This window comes from Streptomyces sp. NBC_01451 (assembly GCF_036227485.1).
Classification (GTDB): domain Bacteria; phylum Actinomycetota; class Actinomycetes; order Streptomycetales; family Streptomycetaceae; genus Streptomyces.
The window spans coordinates 5,115,734-5,137,124 of the sequence record NZ_CP109479.1 but is presented as its reverse complement, the minus strand read 5'-3'; the positions used below and the strand labels follow the sequence as shown (position 1 = coordinate 5,137,124).

Sequence of the window (21,391 nt, the reverse complement as noted above, 5' to 3'; positions counted from 1 at the left end):
GGCCCCCGTGGGCGCCTCGCCGTCTTGCGTGACGGGGGGATGCCCGCTCGTCTCACCTGCCAAAGCAGAGTTGAGGAAGTCCAGAGCTTCGGCGCAGGATGACGACCATGACCAGCAGCGCACGCCCCTTCCTCAATCGCCGGCTCGCCGAGTTCGGGACGACGATCTTCGCCGAGATGTCGGCACTCGCCGTCGCCACCGGCTCGATCAACCTCGGCCAGGGTTTCCCGGACACCGACGGCCCCGAGGAGATCCGCGAGGCGGCCGTACGGGCGCTGCGCGACGGCCGCGGCAACCAGTACCCGCCGGGTCCGGGCGTCCCCGAGCTGCGCACGGCCGTCACGGCGCACCAGGAACGCCGGTACGGCCTGTCGTACGACCCCGACCGCGAGGTCCTGGTGACGGCGGGCGCGACGGAGGCCATCGCGGCGACCCTGCTGGCCCTGGTGGAGCCCGGCGACGAGGTGATCGCCCTGGAGCCCTACTACGACTCCTACGCGGCGTGCATCGCGATGGCGGGCGGCACGCGCGTACCGGTCACACTGCGCCCCCACGAGGGCTCGTTCCGCCTCGACCTGGACGAGCTTCGAGCGGCGGTGACCCCCCGCACCCGCCTGCTCCTGATCAACACCCCGCACAACCCGACGGGCACCGTCCTGACCCGCGAGGAACTGACCGCCGTCGCACAGCTCGCCGTGGAACGCGACCTGCTGGTGGTCACCGACGAGGTGTACGAACACCTGGTCTTCGACGACGCCGGCCATCTGCCGCTGGCCTCCTTCCCCGGGATGCGCGAACGAACGGTCTCTATCGGGAGCGCCGGGAAGACGTTTTCGTTCACCGGATGGAAAGTGGGCTGGGTCACATCCACCCCGGACCTGGTGACGGCGGTCCGCTCGGCGAAGCAGTTCCTGACGTACGTGGCGTCCGGCCCCTTCCAGTACGCGGTCGCGGAGGCCCTGGCGCTGCCCGACACGTACTTCGAGGCGTTCCGCGAGGACATGCGGGTCAAGCGGGACCTGTTGTCTGCGGGCCTGACGGAGGCGGGCTTCAAGGTGTTCCGGCCCTCGGGCACGTACTTCATCACCACCGACATCCGCCCCCTCGGCGAAACGGACGGCTTCGCCTTCTGCCGCGCCCTGCCGGAACGGGCCGGTGTGGTCGCGATCCCGAACGCGGTCTTCTACGACCACCGCGAGGAGGGCGCGCCCTTCGTGCGGTTCGCGTTCTGCAAGCGGACCGAGGTACTGGCGGACGCGACGGAACGGCTACGCAAGGCATTCGCGGGCTGACTCTCCCTTGAGGACTACGAGTCGCTGAAGGAGACGGCATACCTGCTGCGGAGCCCCGCGAACGCCCGGCGCCCGCTCGCGTCCATCGACGAACTGGAGAACGACGGCGGCACCGTGCGCGAGCTGACGACCGACGCATGAGGACCCCGAGTTGAAGATCGCCTTCTCCTCCCGTGCCTGGGAGGACTACCTGTGGTGGCAACTTCAGGACCGGAAGATCCTGAAGCGCATCGACACACTCATCGGGTACATCGCCCGGAACGGCAACGAGGGGATCGGCAAACCGGAACCGCTCAAGCCCGGATTCCAGGGCTATTGGTCGCGTCGCATCAACGACGAGCACCGACTGATCCACAAGGCCACCGAGGACGGCGTCCTGATCACACAGTGCCGCTAGCACTACGAAAACTGACAGGACGGGCGCGGGGCAGAAGGCGCACGCCCTATCGAACCTGCCCCACCGCACACAAGATAGGTGTGCGAACGAGGTGTCGGCCGGGGTCACATCCACCCCGGACCTGGTGACGGCGGTCCGCTCGGCGAAGCAGTTCCTGACGTATATGGCGTCCGGCCCCTCCCAGTACGCGGTCGCGGAGGCCCTGGCGCTGCCCGACACGTACTTCGAGGCGTTCCGCGAGGACATGCGGGTCGAGCGGGACCTGTTGGGCGATGGCCTGCGGTCCTGGCGGGCTGATCGGCGAGGGGCAGCTGCCGTCTGCCGTCTGCCGTCTGCCGTCTGCCGTCTGCCGTCTGCCGTCTGCCGTCTGCCGTCTGCCGTCTGCCGTCTGCCGTCTGCCTACGATCCGATCAACAAGGCTCAAGATGCCGCAATGCCGGTTATCGTCTGCCGTCATGAGTGTCATGTCGGGCATCAGGGGTAATCCGCGACTCGGATACCGCACTCACGACGCCGTCGTCATCGTTCCCGGGATCATGGGCAGCGTGCTGGAGGAAAGCGACGCGCCCGGCACCCGGATCTGGGGGGACACCACTGTCGCCAGGTCCTGGTTCAGTGGGTCCGCCCTGCGCCGGCTCCAGCTCACACCGGAGGAACAAGAGGGCCACTACGGTCGCGTCAAGGCCACCAAACTCCTCGATTTCGCGACCTGGTTACCCCTCTTCCGCGGTGTCGAACGCTACGGCAACCTCGGACACGCGATCCTCGGCGCCGTCGCGGACGAGCGAGCCGTGCGGGAGTTCCCGTACGACTGGCGGCTTCCCGTGGCCCACAACGCGGGTCTGCTCGCCGAGGACGCGCGGGCGCACCTGGAGAGGTGGCGGGCGAGCGAGGCCCACGACAGGGCCATGCGCCTGCACCCTACGGAGCAGGAGCCGGCGAAGCTCGTCCTGGTGGCGCACTCCATGGGCGGGCTGCTGGTACGCCATCTGCTGCTGGACCCCGACATGGCAGCCCTCGTCCGGGCCTGCGTCACCCTGGGAACGCCGTTCTACGGTACCCCGAAAGCCGCGGCCCTCCTCAACTCCGGACGGCTGACGTCCAGCCTGGGCATCCCGTTGCTGCCCGCCAGGCGTCCGGCCTCGGCGGCGTTCGGACGCGACGCCGACGACGGTCTGCGTGCCCTCGCGGTCACCCTCCCCGGGATCTACGACCTGCTGCCCACCTACCGATGCCTGGTCGAGGGAGACACCGCACGCCGTCTCACCGCCGAGGACGTCGTCCGGCTCGGTGGCTGTCCGGCGCAGGCCAAGGCGTGGGAGGAGCGGCAGCTCCCGCTGTCGGACCGGCCCCTCCTCTCCGACGACCATCAACTGCTGGTCGGCTCCGCCCAGCCGACCGTGCAGAGCCTGCGCGTCGAGGACGGTGTCGTCGAACAGCTCTTCACCACGCCGCGGGCGAAGGGCCCGGCCGTGAACGAGTGGGGCGACGGCACGGTCCCGATCTGCTCCGCGAAGGTGCCGAAGGTGCGTCCGGCGGGCCAGCCGATCCAGTCCCATTCCGATCTGGGCAGCGCCGACGAGGTCGTCAGCTGGGTGGCGGAGGTCGTGCGGGAAGGCGATCTCAGCACCAACAAGCCCTATCTCGGCGGCGACGACGAGAAGCCGTTCGGGCTCGACACCCCGGACGGTGCCGTCGTCCCCGACGAGGAATGGACCGCGGTCGTCGTGGGAGAGGACGTCCCGGCCCACTCGGCCTTCTGCGACGTCGAGGCGGTCGGAGCACGTACCGCGTGGAAACAGCGGTTCTGGCTCCAGTCACGTGACGGCGAACTGCGCGCGCCCATCACGCTGGACCGGCCCGGACTGCACCGCGTGACATTCCAGCCCCCCGGTGGAGGGGCACCGATCAGTCAGCTCGTCCTCGCGATCGACCCCCGGCTCGATGACTGAGGCGCCGCAGCCACCTCAGCCGCAGCCGCAGCCCGGCATGCTCTCCTTCGCGATCGGCGAGTACACGCGGGAGAGCTTCACGAACCTCCCGGAGGTGAAGGACGAACTCGCCCGGGTCCAGAAGCTGTTCGGCGGGCTCGGCGTGGAGGGCGACGACTGGGACGTGGCCATGGAGCATCGTGGCATGGCGGCGGTGTCCGAGCGCCTGGAGGACTGGTCCGAGAACCGGGACGGCCGCGACACGGTCCTGTACTGGATCGGCCACGGCGAGCAGGCCAACGGCCCCCGTCTGCTGACCAGGGACAGGGCCGCCTTCATGCGGCCCTTCGACCTGGTCCAAGCCCTGCGCGCCCGCGGGCACGAACCCGCCCGGGATTTCTGGACCTTCGCGGTCATCGACACCTGCCACTCCACGAAGTTCGTCAAGCAGACCGGTGGAGAACTGCCGGACCCGACGGCCCGGACGACCCCGAACACGCACGGCGTGCTGCTGTTCGGCGTGTCGGGCGACGGCCGGACCCGCCTCGGGAGATTCGGTACCGCGCTGGGGCAGGCGCTGGAGTTCGACCTCCGCGGCAAGGAGATCCACATACGGGACCTCGCGGCGTCGCTGAAGGAACTCCTGCCGGGGAGCGACTACACGGAACCGTCGCCGCTGACCAGGAAGGCGCTGCTCGTCCGCCGTGGTCCCTGGCTGCCGGTGCGCGGGCCCCTCGACATGATGGACGAACTCGACGCGGCGCTGCGCGGGCTCGCTCCGGACCGGCTCAAGGCGTTCACCGAGCGGGCGCAGCACGCCCGCGACGCCCAATACGGCGACGTGACATGGCACTTCAGGGGCCACCACCACGAACAGCGTGAGGTCGTGGCCTGGTTGCGGGAGAACAGCCAGGGCATGCTCGTCGTCACCGGACAGCCCGGCGCGGGCAAATCGGCCTTCCTCGGGCACCTGTTGGTGCAGTCCCAGCCCGCACTGCGCGAGGCGCTGGACACCGCCCGTCTGATCGTCGGCGCCCCGGCGGACAAGCGCCCCGAGGACAACGTCTTCACCGCGGCGCTCACGCTGCGCAACCTGAGCACAGCCGCCGCCGTGACGGCGATCGCCGACGCCTGCCGGCTGGGCGGGTCCCCGTCCCCTCGTGACCTGCGCCGGCCCGCGCAGTGGCTCATGAAGCGGGTACGAACCGGTCGGCGTGAGCTCACCCTGCTGCTGGACGGACTGGACGAGGCACAGGACCCGCTGTCCCTGGCCGACGGTGTGCTGCGGGAACTCGCCGCCCTGCCCGGCGTACGCCTGCTCGTCGGGACCCGGCCGTCGACCGCGGAGGAGGACCTGGGCCCGGCAGGGGCGTCCGCCCCCGACATCCTGGAGGCCCTCGGCGTCGAGTCCCCGCCCAAGTCCGCGTCCACGTCCCCGTCCTCCGGCGGCGGGTCTCCGGACGCCGGCCACGGCAAGGTGGTCACACTCACCGCGGAACGCGAATACGTCGAGGGGTATGTCAAGGACCGGCTGGCGGCAGCCCCCGGTGAGGACCCGCCCGGTCTCGGCGGCGAGATCAGCGCGACGATCCTGCGGAGCGACTGGAGTTTCCTCGTCGCTCGCCTCGCGGTCCACGAGATCCTCGCCCACCGGCACGGGCTCACCGCCGGAAACGCCACGCGGGAGACCGAACAGCAGCCGGAACAGCGGACGGAACAACCGGCACGACCGGAACAACTGGCGCGGCTGGAACGGCTGCTGGGCGAGGCGGACCCCCGGCAGCTGTTCGCCGCGGCCGTCGAGCGCCTGCGGGACGCGGTACCCGCCCACCAGGACATGCTGCGCGCACTGGCCTACGCCCAGGGCGCGGGCCTGCCGCCCACGGGCGACGTCTGGGCCACCGTGGTCGCGGCGCTCACCGGTGGACCGGCGCCGAACCGGGCGGAGTTGAAGGTCTTCGCCCGGACGGCCGCCCCGTATGTCAGCCTCGACGACGACCACGGCGTGACCGTGTACCGGCTGGCCCACAACACCTTCCGGGAGCACTTCCTCAGCGAGGACGGCGGTGCGTCGGTCCGTGCGGGGCACGCGCGGATCGTCCGTGCCCTGCTGGCCGGGGTTCCGGCCGGGTCCGGCGAGCCGCTGCACCCCTACCTGTCCCGGTACCTGTCCGGCCATGCCGTCGCGGCAGGCATGGAGGGCTGGCGTCTGCTGGCGGGACGTACCGACGTACTGGACCGGCTGGACGCGCGGGCGCTCGGTACCGACGCGGTGCGCGGTCTCCTGGGCAGTGACGACGCGCCCGAGGAGATCACCGGCGTCATCGGCGCGCGGCACCAACTGGTGCACGCGCACCCCCGTGACCGACGGGGCATCCGGGAGATCTCCATGGCCCGGCAGGCCGGGACCGTCGAGTTCCCGGAGCCCCGCCCCCCGGCCCTCGACCCGCAGGCGTGGACCGTGCACCGGGCCTGGCTGCGGCGGCAGGATCCGCACACCACGATGGAGGGCCGCGCCCGTACGGGGCTCAACGCGCTGGCCGCGTACCCCCACCGCAGCGGCGTCGATCTGCTGGCCGCCGGGGACACGCAGGGCGCCGTACGCGTCTGGGGACCCACCGGGGAACGCGTCCACCTGCTGCCGGGCCCCCGGGTCAAGGAGGTACGGGCCGTCCTGCCGCTCACCGGACCGGGCGGGCAGACCCTGCTGGCCGTCGGCGGACGCGGGGACGAGATCCGTCTGTGGCATGTCCGGGGACTGCACGCCAAGGTACTGCCCCCGCTCGAACACCCGGGCGGTGTCCGCTCGATGACCGCCCTGGCCCATGGCGGACGGACACTGCTGGCCTCCGGCGGCGACGACGGCGTCGTACGCCTCTGGGACCCCTGGGACCCCGAGGCCCGGGAGCCCCTTCGGATGCTCAGCACGGTGTCCGAGCCGCAGCGGGCGGGCCGTTCCCGCTACCAGGGGTCGCAGGAACGGCGCTGGGTACGAGCGATGACGACGTACACCGAGCCGGCCGCACCGGGACCGGTGCCGGGGCCGCCAGGAAAGGGGCCGGGCCGGCGAACCCTGCTGGTCACCGCGCACCCGGATCACATACGGGTCTGGGACCCCTTCGCGGACCCGGCGGGCAAGCTCCTGCGCGAGTGGCCCACGGGCCACCGTCGCATCTCGACGGTCAGGGACTTCACGGGCCCCGGTGGCCGGCCGTTGCTCGCCTCGTGCGGTGAGGACGGGACCGTACGGATCTGGGATCCGGCCACGGGCCGCCGGACCCGGCCGGATCTCACCGGGCACACCGGGCGGGTCAACGACCTCGCGGTGTTCGCCGGGCCGGACGACCGGACCATGCTGGCCTCGGTGGGCGACGACAACACCCTGCGCCTGTGGGACCCCCACACGGCGGGACAGGTCGGGAACCCGTGGACCACGGGACACCGCAACGGGATTCGCGCCCTGCGCGTGTTCACCGGCCCCGAGCATCGGACGATGCTCGCCACGGCCGGCCAGGACGGCCGGGTGAAGACCTGGGATCCCGTCCACCCCGCGGTCCGGTACGACAGCACGCAGCGGCACCGGGGTTCCGTCCACGCGGTGACCTGGTACCGGTCGGAAAGGAACAGGGTCGGCTTCGCGACGGCCTCCGGCGACAAGACCGCCCGGCTGTGGAACCCGGCCGGTTCCGGGCCGTCGGGAATCCTGGAGCACCCTCGCGGGGTCCGATCCGTGACGGCGGTGCCGGGCGGCCAGATCCAGTCGCTCGCCACCGCGTGCGCCGACGGGAACATCTACGTCTGGAACCCGGACCCCGCCGCGCGCGGCGGACCCGCCCGCATCAAGGCCAAGCTCGGCCTGACCGCGCTGGTCTCCCTCCCGGGCTCGGGCAAGAGACAGGCCCTGCTGGCCGGTGCGTACGGACGCAAGGTCAGACTGTGGAACGCCGTGAGCCACAACGTCCTGCGCCCCGAGCTGAGCCCCGACCACGACAGACCCGTCACGGCCATGACGTGGTTCCGGGAAGCGGTCGGCAAGAAGGTCATGCTCGTCACGGCGGACCGGGGCCGGATGCTGCGCGTGTGGGACACGAGCAGCAGGACCCTGCGGGCCGGTCCCTTCCGGCTCCCCGCCGTGGCCGAGTCGCTCAGCGTGTTCGAGGTGAAGGGCCGAAGCCTGATCGCCGTCGGTGGCAGGGACGGGACCGTCCGGGCCGTGGACCCGGCCACCGGTGCCGAGGAACACCTCCTGCGGGGGCATGCCCTGCCCGTCACGGCGGTCACCTGGGCGGGCGACGGCCCCGAGGGTCCCCGGTTGATCAGCGGCAGCCGGGACGGCAATCTCCGCGTCTGGGACCCGCTGGGCCCGGCGCCTTCCCCGGTGGTCCCCGTCGGCGTGGCGGTGCGGGGGCTCTCCGTTGCCGACGGCCGACTGGCGATCGCCTGCACGGAGGGCCTGGTGATCATCAACCTGCCCGCGCTCCGGGGGGTCCGGTCGGACCACTGACAGGGGGGAACAGTCATGCCGGGCCCGGAGGCCAGCGGGCCCATTGCGGAACCGCGAAGAAGATAACGGGGGCGAAGCGACCGCCGGGAGAAGCGACCGCCTGAAGGAAACGACGCCTGAAGGAAACGGCAGCCGAGGGAAAGAAGGACACGAGTGCTGGACGCAGCGGCGAAGAGCGGCAACCAGGCGCTGGCGGCGGCCTGCGCCATCTATCTGGGAGTCGTCTTCGTCACCAGCCGGGGCCTGATCGCCGCCCCGCGGTACCGAGCGCTGCTCGGCCGGATACGCGACTGCCGGGCCCGGATCGAGATCCTGGCCGCGGGCGAGGACCTCGATCCGACGACGAAGGCGACATGCGCGGCGGTGGGGCGCCGCCTGGACGATCTGGAGAAGCACGGCACGGTGGTCTGGCGGCTGCTGCCGCGCGCCGGTGTCGTCGCCATCCCGCTGTCCAAACTCGCCTCCGCCTGGCGGGTCCTGCACAGCGCCGAACGTCGGCTGCTCCGGCTGGAGAACACCGCCGAGACGGACGTACTTCTGCGCTCCCTGCAACTGGAACTCGCCGCCTCCAGCCATCAGGCCGACCAGGACCTCGCCGCCGCGCTGGCCGCGGCTCCCGGCTCCGGACCGGAGGCACGCGCTCTGCTCATCGGCTCCTACGAGCGTCTCCACGCGCGCGAAGACGCCGCGACCGACGCCGAGTTCGAGCAACAGCGCATCGCTCTCTGGCTGGCCACCACCGGGGTCGGCGTGCTCCTCGCCCTGGGGCTGGCACTCGACCACCAGGTCACCATGCTGCTGGGCGCCCTGGGCGGATTCCTGTCGCCGGTCATCGGGGTCATGCGACCGCAGCCCGAACGCCCCAGATCGTGGGGGGTCCTGGTACTGGCCCCCGCCGGCGGCGCGCTCGCCGCGGTGGGAGGGCTCCTGCTGGTCCGCCTGCTCGCCGACCCCGACCTCAACCTTCTCGGACAGGTCTTCCTCGACAACTCCTGGGACGCCCCCGATCGGCCACTGGCCCTCGCCTTCGCGCTCCTCTTCGGCTTCTCCGGCACCCTGTTCTCCCGGCTGGCCGCGACCGCCACGAGGCAGTTCGTCCCACCGGTCGTGTGAAGGGCGGGTGCCCCACGTCCCGTGGGCAGGACGACGGACGGTACGGACGGAACGCGCAAGCAATCCGTAACGTCGCGGAGTCACAGCTTCCAGCCGCGCTGGCACAGTCGCATCCCGAAGCGGGGGCCGGACGGCTCCCCGCGCCGAGAGGAGCCACCGTGCCCACAGTCACGAAGAGCAGATTCGGTCCGGTCCTGCTCGCCGCCGGTGCCGTTGTCGCCGGCACACTCGCCCTCGCGCCGTCGGCAGACGCCGCCGGCGGCTCGTGCTCCGGGCGAGGACCGACGGTGGACGGACACGAGACGGTCTACTGCGACACCTACGTCACCGCCGGCGTCACCCAGGGCAGCACTCCCTACGAGGGCGACTCCCGTGAGGTCGGCATCCTGTACGCGGGCCACAACTGGTTCGTGTGCCAGATCAAGGGGCGGGACAACCCGGTGATCCAGGGCGCCCAGAACAACTGGTGGCTCCAGACCCTGGCCGACGTCGTCACCCGTCCCGGCGCCTCCGGCTGGGGCTCCTTCCCCGCCACCGCAGTAGTCCAGGGCAACGCGTGGGAACCCGTCCCCGGCGTCCCCATCTGCTGACCGGAACGGAACGGAACAGGGCAGGACGGGACGCGACGGGACGGGCGGGCCCGGAAACGGCGAGAGCCCGGCCTCCCCGGCCGGGCTCCTCCTTGCACAGGCGTAAAGACGTACAGCCGTAAAGGCGTGCAGCTGTAAAGCCGTGCAGGCGTAAAGGCAGGACTACGCCTCGTCGTCCTCGGGCTTCTCGTCGGCCTCTTCCGCGTCCGGCTCCAGGCCGAGCTGCTCGACGAGCCACTTGTCGAACTCGATGGCGGCCCGCACCCAGCTCACCGTCGACGACACGAAGTGCTCCAGGCTGACGCCCGTCCCGATCAGCATCTGCGCCTCGCCGATCAGGCGGACGGTGCCGTCGTCGTGCGTGTGGCTGTACACCTTGGGCCACAGGGTCCGTCGGTTCCAGTCGTCGATCGACTCAAGGAGCGCGGGCTTCCCCTCGATCGGGTGGGGACGGTCGTAGAACGTCCGCACCGAGAAGACCTGCTGGTCACCCTCACCACGGAACATGAAGTACGTGCGGAACTGCTCCCACGGCGCCGCGAGGTCACCCTCGTCGTCGATGACGTACTTCAGCTCCATCTGTTCCAGGAGCTGCTTCACAAGGTCCTGATCCGGGACCACGGGGCCTGCCGGGCCTTGCTGCGGCTCGGGCTGGCCCCCGAAGTTGGGGATCGAGGACGGGTCGATGGTCATACGTGAACACTCCTGCAGTCGTCTGGCTCGTCCGGCCATCGCTGAGACCAGACGTACGCTCCCCACCCTCTCTTGCTTCGCCCCCGACCGGCAACAGCCGCCCTTCCGCACCGGCCGGGAGCGACCGAAAACAGCGTGCCGAGACCACCGACTACAGCGTCTTGCCCGTGTCCGGCCCCGCCGTCCGCTCCGCCGCCGGTGCGGTCTCCGGTGCGGCAGCCGATCCGGCGGCCGGACCCACGATCAGGCCCTCGCCGAACGCGTCCACCCGTACCGTGTCGCCGTCCTTGACCTCGCCCGCCAGGATCTCCTTGGCGAGGCGGTCGCCGATCGCCGTCTGGATGAGGCGGCGGAGGGGGCGGGCGCCGTAGGCGGGATCGTTGCCCTCGTGCGCGAGCCAGGCCAGGGCGGCCGGGGTGACGTCCAGTGTCAGACGGCGTTCGGCCAGGCGCTTGGCCAGGCGGTCGATCTGGAGGGCCGCGATGCGCTCCAGTTCCTGCCCGTTCAGAGCGGAGAAGACGACCATGTCGTCCAGGCGGTTCAGGAACTCCGGCTTGAAGGAGGCCCGGACCACCTCCAGCACCTGCTGCTTCTTCTCCTCCGCCGACGTCAGCGGCTCCACCAGGTACTGGCTGCCCAGGTTCGACGTCAGGACCAGGATGGCGTTGCGGAAGTCGACGGTCCGGCCCTGGCCGTCCGTGAGGCGGCCGTCGTCCAGGACCTGGAGGAGGACGTCGAAGACCTCCGGGTGGGCCTTCTCGACCTCGTCCAGGAGCACCACGCTGTACGGGCGGCGGCGCACCGCTTCCGTCAGCTGGCCGCCCTCCTCGTAGCCGACGTAGCCGGGCGGGGCGCCGACGAGGCGGGCGACGCTGTGCTTCTCGCCGTACTCCGACATGTCGATGCGGACCATCGCCCGCTCGTCGTCGAAGAGGAAGTCGGCCAGCGCCTTCGCCAGCTCCGTCTTTCCGACACCCGTCGGACCGAGGAAGAGGAAGGAGCCGGTGGGGCGGTCCGGGTCGGCGATACCGGCCCTGGTCCGCCGTACGGCGTCCGAGACCGCCTGGACGGCCTCCGACTGGCCGATCAGGCGGCGGCCCAACTCCTCCTCCATGCGCAGGAGTTTCTGGGTCTCGCCCTCAAGGAGACGGCCGGCCGGAATGCCGGTCCAGGCGCCGACCACGTCCGCGATGTCGTCGGGGCCGACCTCCTCCTTGACCATGGTGTCCCGGGAGGCCTCCACCTCGGCCTCGGAGGCTTCCTCCAAGTCCCTTTCCAGGGTGGGGATCTCGCCGTAGAGGAGCTTGGAGGCGGAGTCGAAGTCTCCGTCGCGCTGGGCCCGTTCGGCCTGGCCGCGGAGTTCGTCGAGTTTCTCCTTCAGCTCGCCGACCCGGTTGAGGGACTGCTTCTCCTTCTCCCAACGGGCCGTCAGCCCGCGCAACTCCTCCTCCTTGTCGGCGAGATCGCGGCGCAGCCGTTCCAGACGCTCGCGCGAGGCCGGGTCGGTCTCCCTCTCCAGCGCGAGTTCCTCCATCTTCAACCGGTCCACGGCGCGCTGGAGTTCGTCGATTTCGAGGGGGGAGGAGTCGATCTCCATCCGGAGGCGTGACGCCGCCTCGTCGACCAGGTCGATCGCCTTGTCGGGAAGGAAGCGCGAGGTGATGTAGCGGTCGGAGAGGGTAGCCGCGGCCACCAACGCACTGTCGGCGATGACCACCTTGTGGTGGGCCTCGTACCGCCCCTTGAGGCCGCGCAGGATCGCGATCGTGTCCTCCACGGAGGGTTCCGCGACCAGGACCTGCTGGAAGCGGCGCTCCAGGGCGGGGTCCTTCTCGATCCGCTCCCGGTACTCGTCCAGCGTGGTCGCGCCGACCATGCGCAGTTCGCCACGCGCCAGCATCGGCTTCAGCATGTTGCCGGCGTCCATCGAGGAGTCGCCGCCCGCGCCGGCGCCGACGACCGTGTGGAGTTCGTCGATGAAGGTGATGATCTGGCCGTCGGAGCCCTTGATCTCCGCCAGGACCGTCTTCAGACGCTCCTCGAACTCGCCCCGGTACTTCGCCCCGGCGACCATCGCGCCGAGGTCCAGGGAGACGAGGCGCTTGTTCTTCAGGGATTCCGGTACGTCGCCCTTCACGATGCGCTGGGCCAGGCCCTCGACGACGGCCGTCTTGCCGACGCCCGGTTCACCGATGAGGACCGGGTTGTTCTTCGTACGCCGGGACAGGACCTGGACGACCCGGCGGATCTCCTGGTCACGGCCGATGACCGGGTCGAGCTTGCCCTCACGGGCGGCGGCCGTGAAATCCGTACCGAACTTCTCCAGGGCCTTGTACTGGCCCTCGGGGTCGGCTGTGGTCACGCGACGCCCTCCCCTGCTCTTCTGGAACGCGTCCAGCAGCTTCTTCGCGCCGGCGCCCTGCTGGGAGAGTACGTCCCCGGCGGGGCCGCCCTTCGCGGCGATGCCGATGAGGAGATGCTCGGTGGAGAGGTACTCGTCGCCGAGCTCCTTCGCCCGTTCGGCCGCATCGGCGATGACCGAAAGAAGTTCCCGGTTCGGCTGCGGGGGCGCGACGGTCGAACCGGTCACGCTGGGCAGGCCCGCGAGGACACGCTCGGCGCCCGAGCGTACGGCCGCCTGGTCGGCGTCGACCGCCGCCAGCAGGTCGGTGATGTTCTCGTTGTCCTCCCCCGCGAGCAACGCCAGCAGCAGGTGCGCGGGGGTCAGGTCCGGGTGTCCCCCGGACACGGCCCTGCCGGTGGCCGCGTTGATCGCGTCCCGGCTCCTGTTCGTCAGCTCGGCGTCCACAGTCGCTGTCTCCCTTCCCTGTCCCGGTCGTTACTGACACAGTCAGCGTACACAAAGTTGAGTCTATTCCACTCAAGGTGGGAGTGGAGTGGCGGGGCAGACCAAAAACCGCCCATCCTCAATGACGGATGGGCGGTGACGGGAAGCACTACGGGCGGCTACTTTCAGCCAAGCGAGCAGAAGCGAGCAGGAGCGGACTCCGGGACGGACTGGGATGTGAGATGCACCCGAACCCTGATATTTCACCGGAAACAGCAGCGGCGTCACCGTGTTCAGGTCACGGTGACGCCGCTACTGGGGGGAAGCACCTGAGCGATCTACTGCGACGGGGGAATCGCGTCAGGCACTGCGGGGGGTGGCTGAGATGGTCTGCACGTCCTGGATACCGGGGATATCCGGGATGTCGGGGTGGTCCAGCCGGTGGTCGCGCTGGTCCAGGTTCACAAAGATCATTCCGTACCGAATCGCACACCGTACGGGCTGCGGCGCCCCCCGAGGCCGCCGCAGACACCGGTATGCCCTCACATCCTCTTCGTCGTCCCGCGTCACGACGACCGGCTCCCCGAACACGGTCACCATCAGCGAGTCACCGCTGTGGGGGATGGCGGTGACCAGATCGATGAAGTGCCAGCCGGAGCGGTAGGCGGTGGCCATTTCGCGACGGAAGGAACGGTCGTCGGGAGGAGTGGTCATGTCAGCTCCACGCACTGTCATCCGTGGTGTCGACGGCGCTAGTGTCGTCACCCAACGCGACGGTGACGGTTGACCTCGACCAGGCACTGTCCGCTCGGATGTCACCCTTCTCGACAGAGAGGCCACTCAATGCCCCAAAGGCCACAACGGCGGAGAAGGCGGCGACAAGCACCGAGCGAAGCATTCTCTTACTCATAGTCGGCTTCGTCCTCACTTGAAGGTCCCTCTTCCCCCGTCAGATAAGACGATGGCTCATTCGGGCACGTCATGGCCACAGAATCGATGCATCATGTTCCTGCATGTTCAGGACCCTGGGGGGTGGAGATTTCGGAATGAATCGGACTAAAGCGACACATCCCCATGCGGTGACGGAGCTGTGCGCCGATGGCAGTCGTCTCTATGCGAATGCGCTTCGCATGGGACGAGTCTCCCGCGCGGACGTGGAGGCGGCCCCGTGTCTGATGGAGTTCACCCTGCTTCACCCCGACCCGGACGACGCGAACTGGCTCCGTCCAGTGCCCCCGTCGGTCGCTCTGGCCCAGCGTCTCAATCCCCTTGAGCACGAGATCACCGAGCGCAGGCGCCTGTCGATCGAGCTGGCCGACTCCTTCGAACCGTTCATGGCTCTCAGCGCCCAGGTGACGGCGTCCACGCATTCGATCACGGTGCTGGAAGGGCTCGACCGCATCAACACCGCACTCGACCTGGCCACCGCCCAGTGCCAGAACGAAATGGTCACGGTACAGCCGAGCCACCGCCACCCCGAAGGCAGACTCATCGCAGCCCTGGACCGCGACCGGCCGCTGATCGAGCGAGGGGTACGGATCCGGACGCTCTACCAGCACACGGCCCGCTACAGCCCCGAGCGGCTGGCCTGGGTGGACCAGTTCACCGACGGGAAGGCCGAGTACCGCACCATCGACGAACTCGTCGAGCGGCTCATCATCTGCGACGAGACCGTGGCTTTCATCCCCATCAGCGACGACCGTCAGGTGGCCCTGGAGCTTCGCCACCCCGGCCTCGTCCGCTACCTGGTCAAGGTCTTCGAGTTCATGTGGGGCCGCGCCGTGCCGCTGAGTGCGGGCGCCCCTTACGAAACCGCCCCCGACGGCCTCACCGACATCCAGCACTCCATCGCCAAGCTCCTTGTCGAGGGCCACGTCGACGAGGCCATCGCCCGCCGGCTCGGGATGAACGTACGCACCTGCCGCGCCCACATCGCCAAGCTGGCCACCTCCCTGGGCAGCGGCAGCCGCGCCCAGCTCGGGTTCCTGATCGCGCAGTCGGGAATCCTGGACCAGGACCGCTGAGGAGAGCCACGACGTGACCTCGGCCCCCCACTCGGACCACGGCCTGGAAGACCTGTGCGAACCGGCATCGACGCTGTACCGGCGCGCCCTGCGCGAAGGCCACGTACCCGGTGCCGACGCGGGCGACGCTCCCTGCCTCGTCGACCTCGGGCTGCTGCACCCGGTCGTCGACGACCTGAGCCGGCTGGAGCCCGTCACCCCGTCGGTCGTCCTGCACAGGCTGCTGCGCGGAACCGCGGAGCGCATCGCCGACGAGCGGCGCCGCGAGGAACGGCTGGCCGAGGTCTTCGAACCGCTGATGCGCGTCGAGAACCCGACGGCGCGGACGGACACGCCGACGATCAACGTCCTGCACGGCAACAAGAGGGCCAACCAGGCCATCACCGAGGCCATGTCCACGGCCTCCCGGGAACTCCTCTGCATCCAGCCGAACATCAGCTACAGCAACGAGCGCAGCCAGCAGGCACAGGCCGCCGCCATGGAGCGCGACCAGACACTGCTCGACCGGGGCGCCCGTATCCGCACCCTCTACCAGGCCAAGACGCGCCACCAGCCCCTCGTCATCGCCCGCTACGAACGGCTGCGGGGCGACGCCGAGGCCCGCACCCTGGACGAGGTCACGGACCGGCTCATCGTCGTCGACCGGACCGTCGCCTTCCTGCCCGACCGGACGAGCACGGCCCCCGAGATCGCGCTGGAGATCCGCCACCCCGCCCTGCTCGCGTACTTCGTCACCACCTTCGAGCGCCTCTGGCAGCTGGCCACCCCGATGTACCCGCAGTCCGTCCAGCTCCCGTCCGTCAACGGCATCACCCACCGCCAGCGGGCCATCGCCACCCTCCTCGTCGAGGGACACACCGACGCCGTCATCGCGACCCGCCTCGGCATGAACGTCCGTACCGCCCGTGTCCACATCGCCAAGCTCGCCGCCACGCTCGGCAGTGAGAGCCGCGCCCAACTCGGTTACCTCATCGGGCAGTCGGGGATTCTGGAGCCGGTGCAGGAGTCTGTGCGGGAGCCTCGGGGCGGGCAGCCGGGCCCGGTGGGGCCGTCGGCGCCGGAAGGCTGAGCGCCGCGCCGGCGCCCGGTGCGGTGACGGCCGGCGGGCCGTCCAGGCCCGCCTGGGCGATCCGTACCCCCAGCTGCGTGCGGCTCGCCGCCCCCAGGGTCTCCGAGAGCCGGGCGATGTGCGCCCGGCAGGTCCGGACGCTGATGCCCAGGCGTTCGGCGACCACCGCGTCCTGGTGGCCCTCCGCGAGCAGGGCGGCGATGGACCGCTCCCGGTGCGAGATGCCCTCGATGCCCGTGTCGGGGAGCGTGGCCGTCAGCGGGACGGCCAGGCGCCACAGGCGGTCGAAGACCGTGCCGAGGTACTGCACCAGCGCCGGGTGGCGGATCTCCAGCGCGACCGTCCGCTCCGCGTTCGCGGGGATGAAGGCCACCGTGCGGTCGAAGAGGATCAGCCTCTCGACCACCTCGTCGAGGGTGCGCGCCTCAGCGGCCCCGCCCACCAGGTCGAGGTAGTTGAGCAGCCCCTGCCCGTGCCGGGCCACATGGTTGTACAGGCCGCGCATCCGCACACCGCGCCCGCGCAGTTCGAGCGCCCGGTGCAGGCCCTCGGAGAGTTCGTACTCGCGGCGGATGCCGCCGGGCTGGACGGTGAGCACCTCGGTCGTGCACGCCTGGGTCGCCTCGTCCATCGCGGTCTGGATACGGGCGAGACCGTCCAGGACCCGCAGGGCGGTGCCCTCGCCGAAGCCGAACCCGAAGCCGGGGCCACCGCCGGTGCCGGCACCCGAAGCGGAACCGGCGTACTGGCTCTCCTCACCGAGGGCGGTGTACCGCTCGAAGGCCGCGACCGCAGAGCCCACCCGGCCCTGGCTCGCGCTGACCTCGTCGTAGACGCCGCGCAGGAGCCGGGACATGACCTCCTGCGGGGAGGTCGGCACCAGCCACGCCATGTCGTCCGGGTCGGGGTGCAGCAGGGCGAGTTCGAGCAGGCACGGAACCACCTCGGCGTCCCGGCGCGGCACACGGCCCCGCCGTACGGCCCGGGAATACACGCGATCCCCGGCCTCGCACAGTCGGTCAGCACCGTGTGGATGCTCGTCCGTCCCGTGCCCGGCCATCGCCCCATCCCACTACTGGTTCCAGCACTTTGCAGCGCAACTATGCGCGGCCCGGACGTGGTCCGCAACACGGCAGGGTCCGCCGCACGCCCCCAATACCCTTACTATGTCCGACTTTCGCCCCTCCTCCGCCCATGTACCTGCAACAAGCTGACGGTGGTGAGGCGTTGCCCGTGGGGGCAGAGTGGTAGGCGCTTCCCAAGGGCGTAACGGGGGCGCCGCGAGGCGCGAACGGGGGAACGCCCGAAGCGGCCCCGGCAGGATGTCCCCCATCCGGCCGGGGCCATCGGCCTGCCCGGCCCGGCGCGAAGGGAATCCGAAGAGACCGGAGTGAAAGCGCGTACCACACCTTTCGCGCAAGCTGCCGGAAACCACTCGGAGATCGTCCCGTTACGTCCCGCCCCTACCGTCAGGCCATGGCGGACATATTTGACGCATACGCGTTGGCCGACGCGTGGGACGAGATGTTTGTGCGGCCGGGTGAGGTCAGGACCGCCTACGAGCCGGTACTGGCGGCGCTCCAGCCCATCGAGCCGACCGAGCTGCGCTTCCGGGCCGACCAGATGGCCCGGGCGTTCACCGACCGCGGGGTGACCTACGCCTTCGCGGGCGAGGAGCGGCCCTGGCCGCTGGACCTCGTACCGAGAATCCTCGACGCGCTGGAGTGGGATCTCATCCAGCGCGGGGTCGCCCAGCGGGTGCGGGCCCTGGAGGCCTATCTCGCGGACGCCTACGGGCACTGCCGGGCCTTCGAGGACGGTGTCGTGCCGTGGCGGCTGCTGCTGAGCTCGCCGCACTTCCACCGGGCCGCCCAGGGCATCGAGCCGCCGGGCGGGGTACGCATCCACGTCGCCGGCATCGACCTCGTCCGGGACGAGGCCGGGGACTTCCGGGTGCTGGAGGACAACGTCCGGGTGCCGTCCGGGGTGTCCTACGTCATCGAGAACCGGCGGGCGATGACCCGCGTCTTCCCGTCCCTCTTCGCCGAGCAGCACGTCGTCCCCGTCGACGGCTACGCGCAGCGCCTGCTGGCCGCGCTGCGCGCCGCCGCGCCCGACGGGGTCACCGATCCCCGGGTCGTGGTCCTGACCCCCGGTCCGAGCAACGCCGCCTACTTCGAACACGCCCTGCTGGCCCGGCTGATGGGCGTGCAGCTGGTCGAGGGGCACGATCTGGTGTGCCGCAAGAACCGGGTGTGGATGCGGACCACGCGCGGTGAGGTACCCGTCCATGTCGTATACCGACGGCTGGACGACGACTTCCTCGACCCGCTCCATTTCCGGCCCGACTCGGTGATCGGCTGCCCGGGCATCCTGAGCGCCGCCCAGTCGGGCACCGTCACCCTCGCGAACGCCGTCGGCAACGGCATCGCCGACGACAAGCTCCTGTACACCTACGTACCCGATCTGATCCGGTACTACCTCTCAGAGGAACCGATTCTTCCGAACGTGGAGTCGTTCCGTCCGGACGAGCCGGGACAGCTGGAAGCCGTGCTCGACCAGATCGACCAGCTGGTCATCAAGCCGGTCGACGGCGCCGGCGGGCAGGGAATCGTCATCGGGCCGAAGGCCGACCGGGAGACCCTGGAGCAGTGCCGGGCGGCGGTGGCCGCCGATCCCCGGGGCTGGATCGCGCAGCGCCCCGTCGCGCTCTCCACCTCCCCGACCCTGGCCGGCGAGCGGATGGCGCCGCGCCACATCGACCTGCGCCCCTTCGCCGTGAACGACGGCAGCGAGGTCTGGGTCCTGCCGGGCGGACTGACCCGCGTCGCCCTCCAGGAGGGCAACCTCATCGTCAACTCCAGTCAGGGCGGCGGCTCCAAGGACACCTGGGTGCTCGCCGAGGGGCCCGCCGAGACCCCGGACCCCGTGCCACCGGCCGGCGCACCGCCCGAGGTCGCCCCGCGCCAGCACGGACCCGACGGCAACCTCACCCTCGTACAGGAAGGGGCGCAGCAGCAGTGAACGACGTGATCCTCTCCCGGATAGCCGAGGCCCTGACGTGGACGGGCCGTTACGTCGAGCGGGCCGACGCCACGAGCCGCATCCTGGACGCCTATCTGCACCGGCTGCTGGAGGACCCCTGGCGCGACGAGGACGCGGCCTGCCGCTCCCTCTACGCGATCCTGGGCGTCGACGCGGGCGGCGAACCCGTGGACATGCAGCAGGTGCTGGACCAGCTCGCCTTCGACGCCCGCTCGACGTGCGCGATCGAGGGCGCGCTCGGGGCCGCCCGGCTCAACGCCAGAAGCGCCCGGGAAGCCGTCTCCTCGGAGATGTGGGAGTGCCTCAACTCCACCTGGCACGCCCTCGCCGACCAGCGGCTCGCCGCCCGACGCACGGGCCCGTACGCCTACCTGGAGCTGGTACGGCGGCGATCCGCCCTCTTCTTCGGCCTCGCGGACTCCACCATGAGCCGGGACGACAGCTGGCGCTTCGTCGTCCTGGGGCGCAGCCTGGAACGGGTGGACATGACCGTACGGCTGCTGTCGGTACGGGTGTTGGACGCCGCCCACGCCCCGGACTGGCCGACGCTGCTGAGCGCGAGCGGCGCGGACGAGGCGTACGCGCGGGTGTACAGCGGGTTCGGCGACACCCCGAGAGTGGCCGAATTCCTGCTCCTGGACCGGGACTTCCCGCGCTCGGCGCTGCACGCGCTGACCACCGCCGAGGAGTGCCTCGCGGCCCTCGGCCGCCCGCGCCAGGACCCGGCCCGGCGCCCGATCGGCCGGCTGCGCACCCGCCTGGAGTATCTGGACTCCCAGGCCATGGAAGACCAACTCCCGGTGCTCCTAAGGGACTTGCAGACCGCCTGCATGGCCTCGGCGGAGGCGGTCGCGGAGAAGTTCTTCCCGTACCAGGGGCCCGTGGAGTGGGCCCAGGAAGGAGCGCGAGCAGTATGAGCAGCAACGGGACGGGCAGCATGACGAACGGCGGGTCGAGCGGCGGGACGGGTGGCATGTCGACGAACGGGCCGACGAACCCGGCGATGACCCGTCGGCTCCGTATCCGGCACGTCACCCATGTCGCGTACGCGCAGGCCGCGGTCTCCTCGCACAACGAGGTCCGGATGACCCCGCTGACGCTCCCCGGCCAGACGACGCTGGACGCCCGGGTCACCGTGAACCCGACGACGCCGACCTGGTCGTACTGGGACTACTGGGGCACGCAGGTCACGGGTTTCGACCTGATGGACCCGCACGCCGACCTCACGATCACCGCCCAGAGCCTGGTGGAGACGGCCCCGCCGGGCCCCCTGGAGCCCGCGCCGAGCTGGGCCGAGGTGGCCGACCGGACGGCGAACTCCCGGCTGCTGGAGTACGCGACGGCGACGGGACGCACGACGGTGCCGCCCGAACTGGTGGCGCGGGCACGGGAGGTGGCCGTGGGCCTCGACCCGCACGAGACGGCGACGGCGGTGTCGGCGCTGGTCGCGGACCGGGTGTCGTACCTGCCCGGTACGACGGGCGTGAACACCTCGGCGGCGGAGGCGTGGGAGCAGGGCGCGGGCGTCTGCCAGGACATCGCCCATGTGACGATCGCGCTGCTGCGGGGCCTGGGCCTGCCCACCCGCTATGTCTCCGGCTACCTCCACCCCGAGCGGGAGGCGGAACTGCACCGGGCGGTGGAGGGTCAGTCCCATGCCTGGGTCGAGTACTGGGCGGGCGACTGGTGCGGCTACGACCCGACGAACCGGACACGCGCCGACGAGTCCCACGTGGTGGTCGGCCGGGGGCGCGACTACGACGACGTGACACCGCACAAGGGCGTCTACCGGGGAGTCGCCGGGGGCCCGCCGGAGGTGACGGTGGAGTTCACGCGGGTGGCCTGAAATCTCCCGTACGGGAGGACGGCTGCACGGCTGTACGGGAGGACAACTGCACGACGTGCTCGTACCCCGGGGCGGGTCGGTGCCCCGGGGTACGAGCCC

The 21,391-nt window shown here is 70.6% G+C and carries 15 protein-coding genes and 2 pseudogenes; 13 read left to right on the top strand and 4 right to left on the bottom strand.

Features of this window, described 5'->3' with window-relative positions; genetic code table 11:
• The first annotated feature begins 98 nt into the window (after positions 1-98).
• The 8 genes and pseudogenes from OG595_RS22510 (at position 99) to OG595_RS22475 (ending at position 9,827) form a co-directional block, all read left to right on the top strand.
• Complete coding sequence (locus OG595_RS22510; protein ID WP_329274701.1) at positions 99-1,292, top strand: pyridoxal phosphate-dependent aminotransferase; 1,194 nt, start codon at positions 99-101, stop codon at positions 1,290-1,292.
• A pseudogene (locus tag OG595_RS22505) lies at positions 1,293-1,433 on the top strand (type II toxin-antitoxin system Phd/YefM family antitoxin); the annotation flags it as partial.
• A gap of 10 nt (positions 1,434-1,443) precedes the next feature.
• Complete coding sequence (locus tag OG595_RS22500; protein WP_329274698.1) at positions 1,444-1,689, top strand: Txe/YoeB family addiction module toxin; 246 nt, start codon at positions 1,444-1,446, stop codon at positions 1,687-1,689.
• A 103-nt stretch (positions 1,690-1,792) separates the two neighbouring features.
• A pseudogene (locus OG595_RS45390) lies at positions 1,793-1,969 on the top strand (aminotransferase); the annotation flags it as partial.
• Between the two features lie 175 nt (positions 1,970-2,144).
• Positions 2,145-3,641 carry an esterase/lipase family protein gene (locus OG595_RS22490; protein ID WP_329274693.1) on the top strand — a complete coding sequence of 499 codons (1,497 nt, stop codon included), beginning with the start codon at positions 2,145-2,147 and terminating at the stop codon, positions 3,639-3,641.
• Positions 3,634-8,124, top strand: a complete 4,491-nt coding sequence (locus tag OG595_RS22485; protein ID WP_329274691.1) for a hypothetical protein — start codon at positions 3,634-3,636, stop codon at positions 8,122-8,124. Before OG595_RS22490 ends, OG595_RS22485 begins: the two co-directional genes overlap by 8 nt.
• A 153-nt stretch (positions 8,125-8,277) precedes the next feature.
• Complete coding sequence (locus tag OG595_RS22480; protein WP_329274688.1) at positions 8,278-9,237, top strand: hypothetical protein; 960 nt, start codon at positions 8,278-8,280, stop codon at positions 9,235-9,237.
• Between the two features lie 158 nt (positions 9,238-9,395).
• Complete coding sequence (locus OG595_RS22475; RefSeq protein WP_329274687.1) at positions 9,396-9,827, top strand: hypothetical protein; 432 nt, start codon at positions 9,396-9,398, stop codon at positions 9,825-9,827.
• A 162-nt stretch (positions 9,828-9,989) separates the two neighbouring features.
• Here the strand turns inward: OG595_RS22475 and OG595_RS22470 are convergent, their stop codons facing one another.
• The 3 genes from OG595_RS22470 to OG595_RS22460 all read right to left on the bottom strand — a co-directional run bounded on the left by OG595_RS22470 (position 9,990) and on the right by OG595_RS22460 (position 14,022).
• A complete protein-coding gene (locus tag OG595_RS22470) occupies positions 9,990-10,520 on the bottom strand; it encodes a YbjN domain-containing protein (protein ID WP_329274686.1) in 531 nt (176 codons plus the stop codon).
• A 151-nt stretch (positions 10,521-10,671) separates the two neighbouring features.
• Positions 10,672-13,329, bottom strand: coding sequence for an ATP-dependent chaperone ClpB (gene clpB, locus OG595_RS22465; protein WP_329274685.1), 2,658 nt, complete (start codon positions 13,327-13,329; stop codon positions 10,672-10,674).
• A gap of 339 nt (positions 13,330-13,668) precedes the next feature.
• A complete protein-coding gene (locus tag OG595_RS22460) occupies positions 13,669-14,022 on the bottom strand; it encodes a hypothetical protein (RefSeq protein ID WP_329274684.1) in 354 nt (117 codons plus the stop codon).
• A 332-nt stretch (positions 14,023-14,354) separates the two neighbouring features.
• Here OG595_RS22460 and OG595_RS22450 point away from each other — a divergent pair, with 332 nt between their 5' ends.
• Together OG595_RS22450 and OG595_RS22445 are read left to right on the top strand one after the other, a co-directional pair.
• Complete coding sequence (locus OG595_RS22450; protein ID WP_329274681.1) at positions 14,355-15,332, top strand: helix-turn-helix transcriptional regulator; 978 nt, start codon at positions 14,355-14,357, stop codon at positions 15,330-15,332.
• A 13-nt stretch (positions 15,333-15,345) separates the two neighbouring features.
• Positions 15,346-16,401, top strand: coding sequence for a helix-turn-helix transcriptional regulator (locus OG595_RS22445; protein WP_329274678.1), 1,056 nt, complete (start codon positions 15,346-15,348; stop codon positions 16,399-16,401).
• Here the strand turns inward: OG595_RS22445 and OG595_RS22440 are convergent.
• Positions 16,301-17,461 carry a helix-turn-helix transcriptional regulator gene (locus tag OG595_RS22440; RefSeq protein WP_329274675.1) on the bottom strand — a complete coding sequence of 387 codons (1,161 nt, stop codon included), beginning with the start codon at positions 17,459-17,461 and terminating at the stop codon, positions 16,301-16,303. The genes OG595_RS22445 and OG595_RS22440 overlap by 101 nt on opposite strands.
• A gap of 416 nt (positions 17,462-17,877) precedes the next feature.
• Between OG595_RS22440 and OG595_RS22435 the strand changes: the two genes are divergently transcribed.
• From OG595_RS22435 to OG595_RS22425, 3 genes are all read left to right on the top strand, one after another.
• A complete protein-coding gene (locus OG595_RS22435) occupies positions 17,878-19,425 on the top strand; it encodes a circularly permuted type 2 ATP-grasp protein (RefSeq protein ID WP_329274671.1) in 1,548 nt (515 codons plus the stop codon).
• Complete coding sequence (locus tag OG595_RS22430) at positions 19,422-20,363, top strand: alpha-E domain-containing protein (protein ID WP_329274668.1); 942 nt, start codon at positions 19,422-19,424, stop codon at positions 20,361-20,363. Before OG595_RS22435 ends, OG595_RS22430 begins: the two co-directional genes overlap by 4 nt.
• An 86-nt stretch (positions 20,364-20,449) precedes the next feature.
• A complete protein-coding gene (locus OG595_RS22425) occupies positions 20,450-21,292 on the top strand; it encodes a transglutaminase family protein (protein WP_329283116.1) in 843 nt (280 codons plus the stop codon).
• Positions 21,293-21,391: the final 99 nt, after the last annotated feature.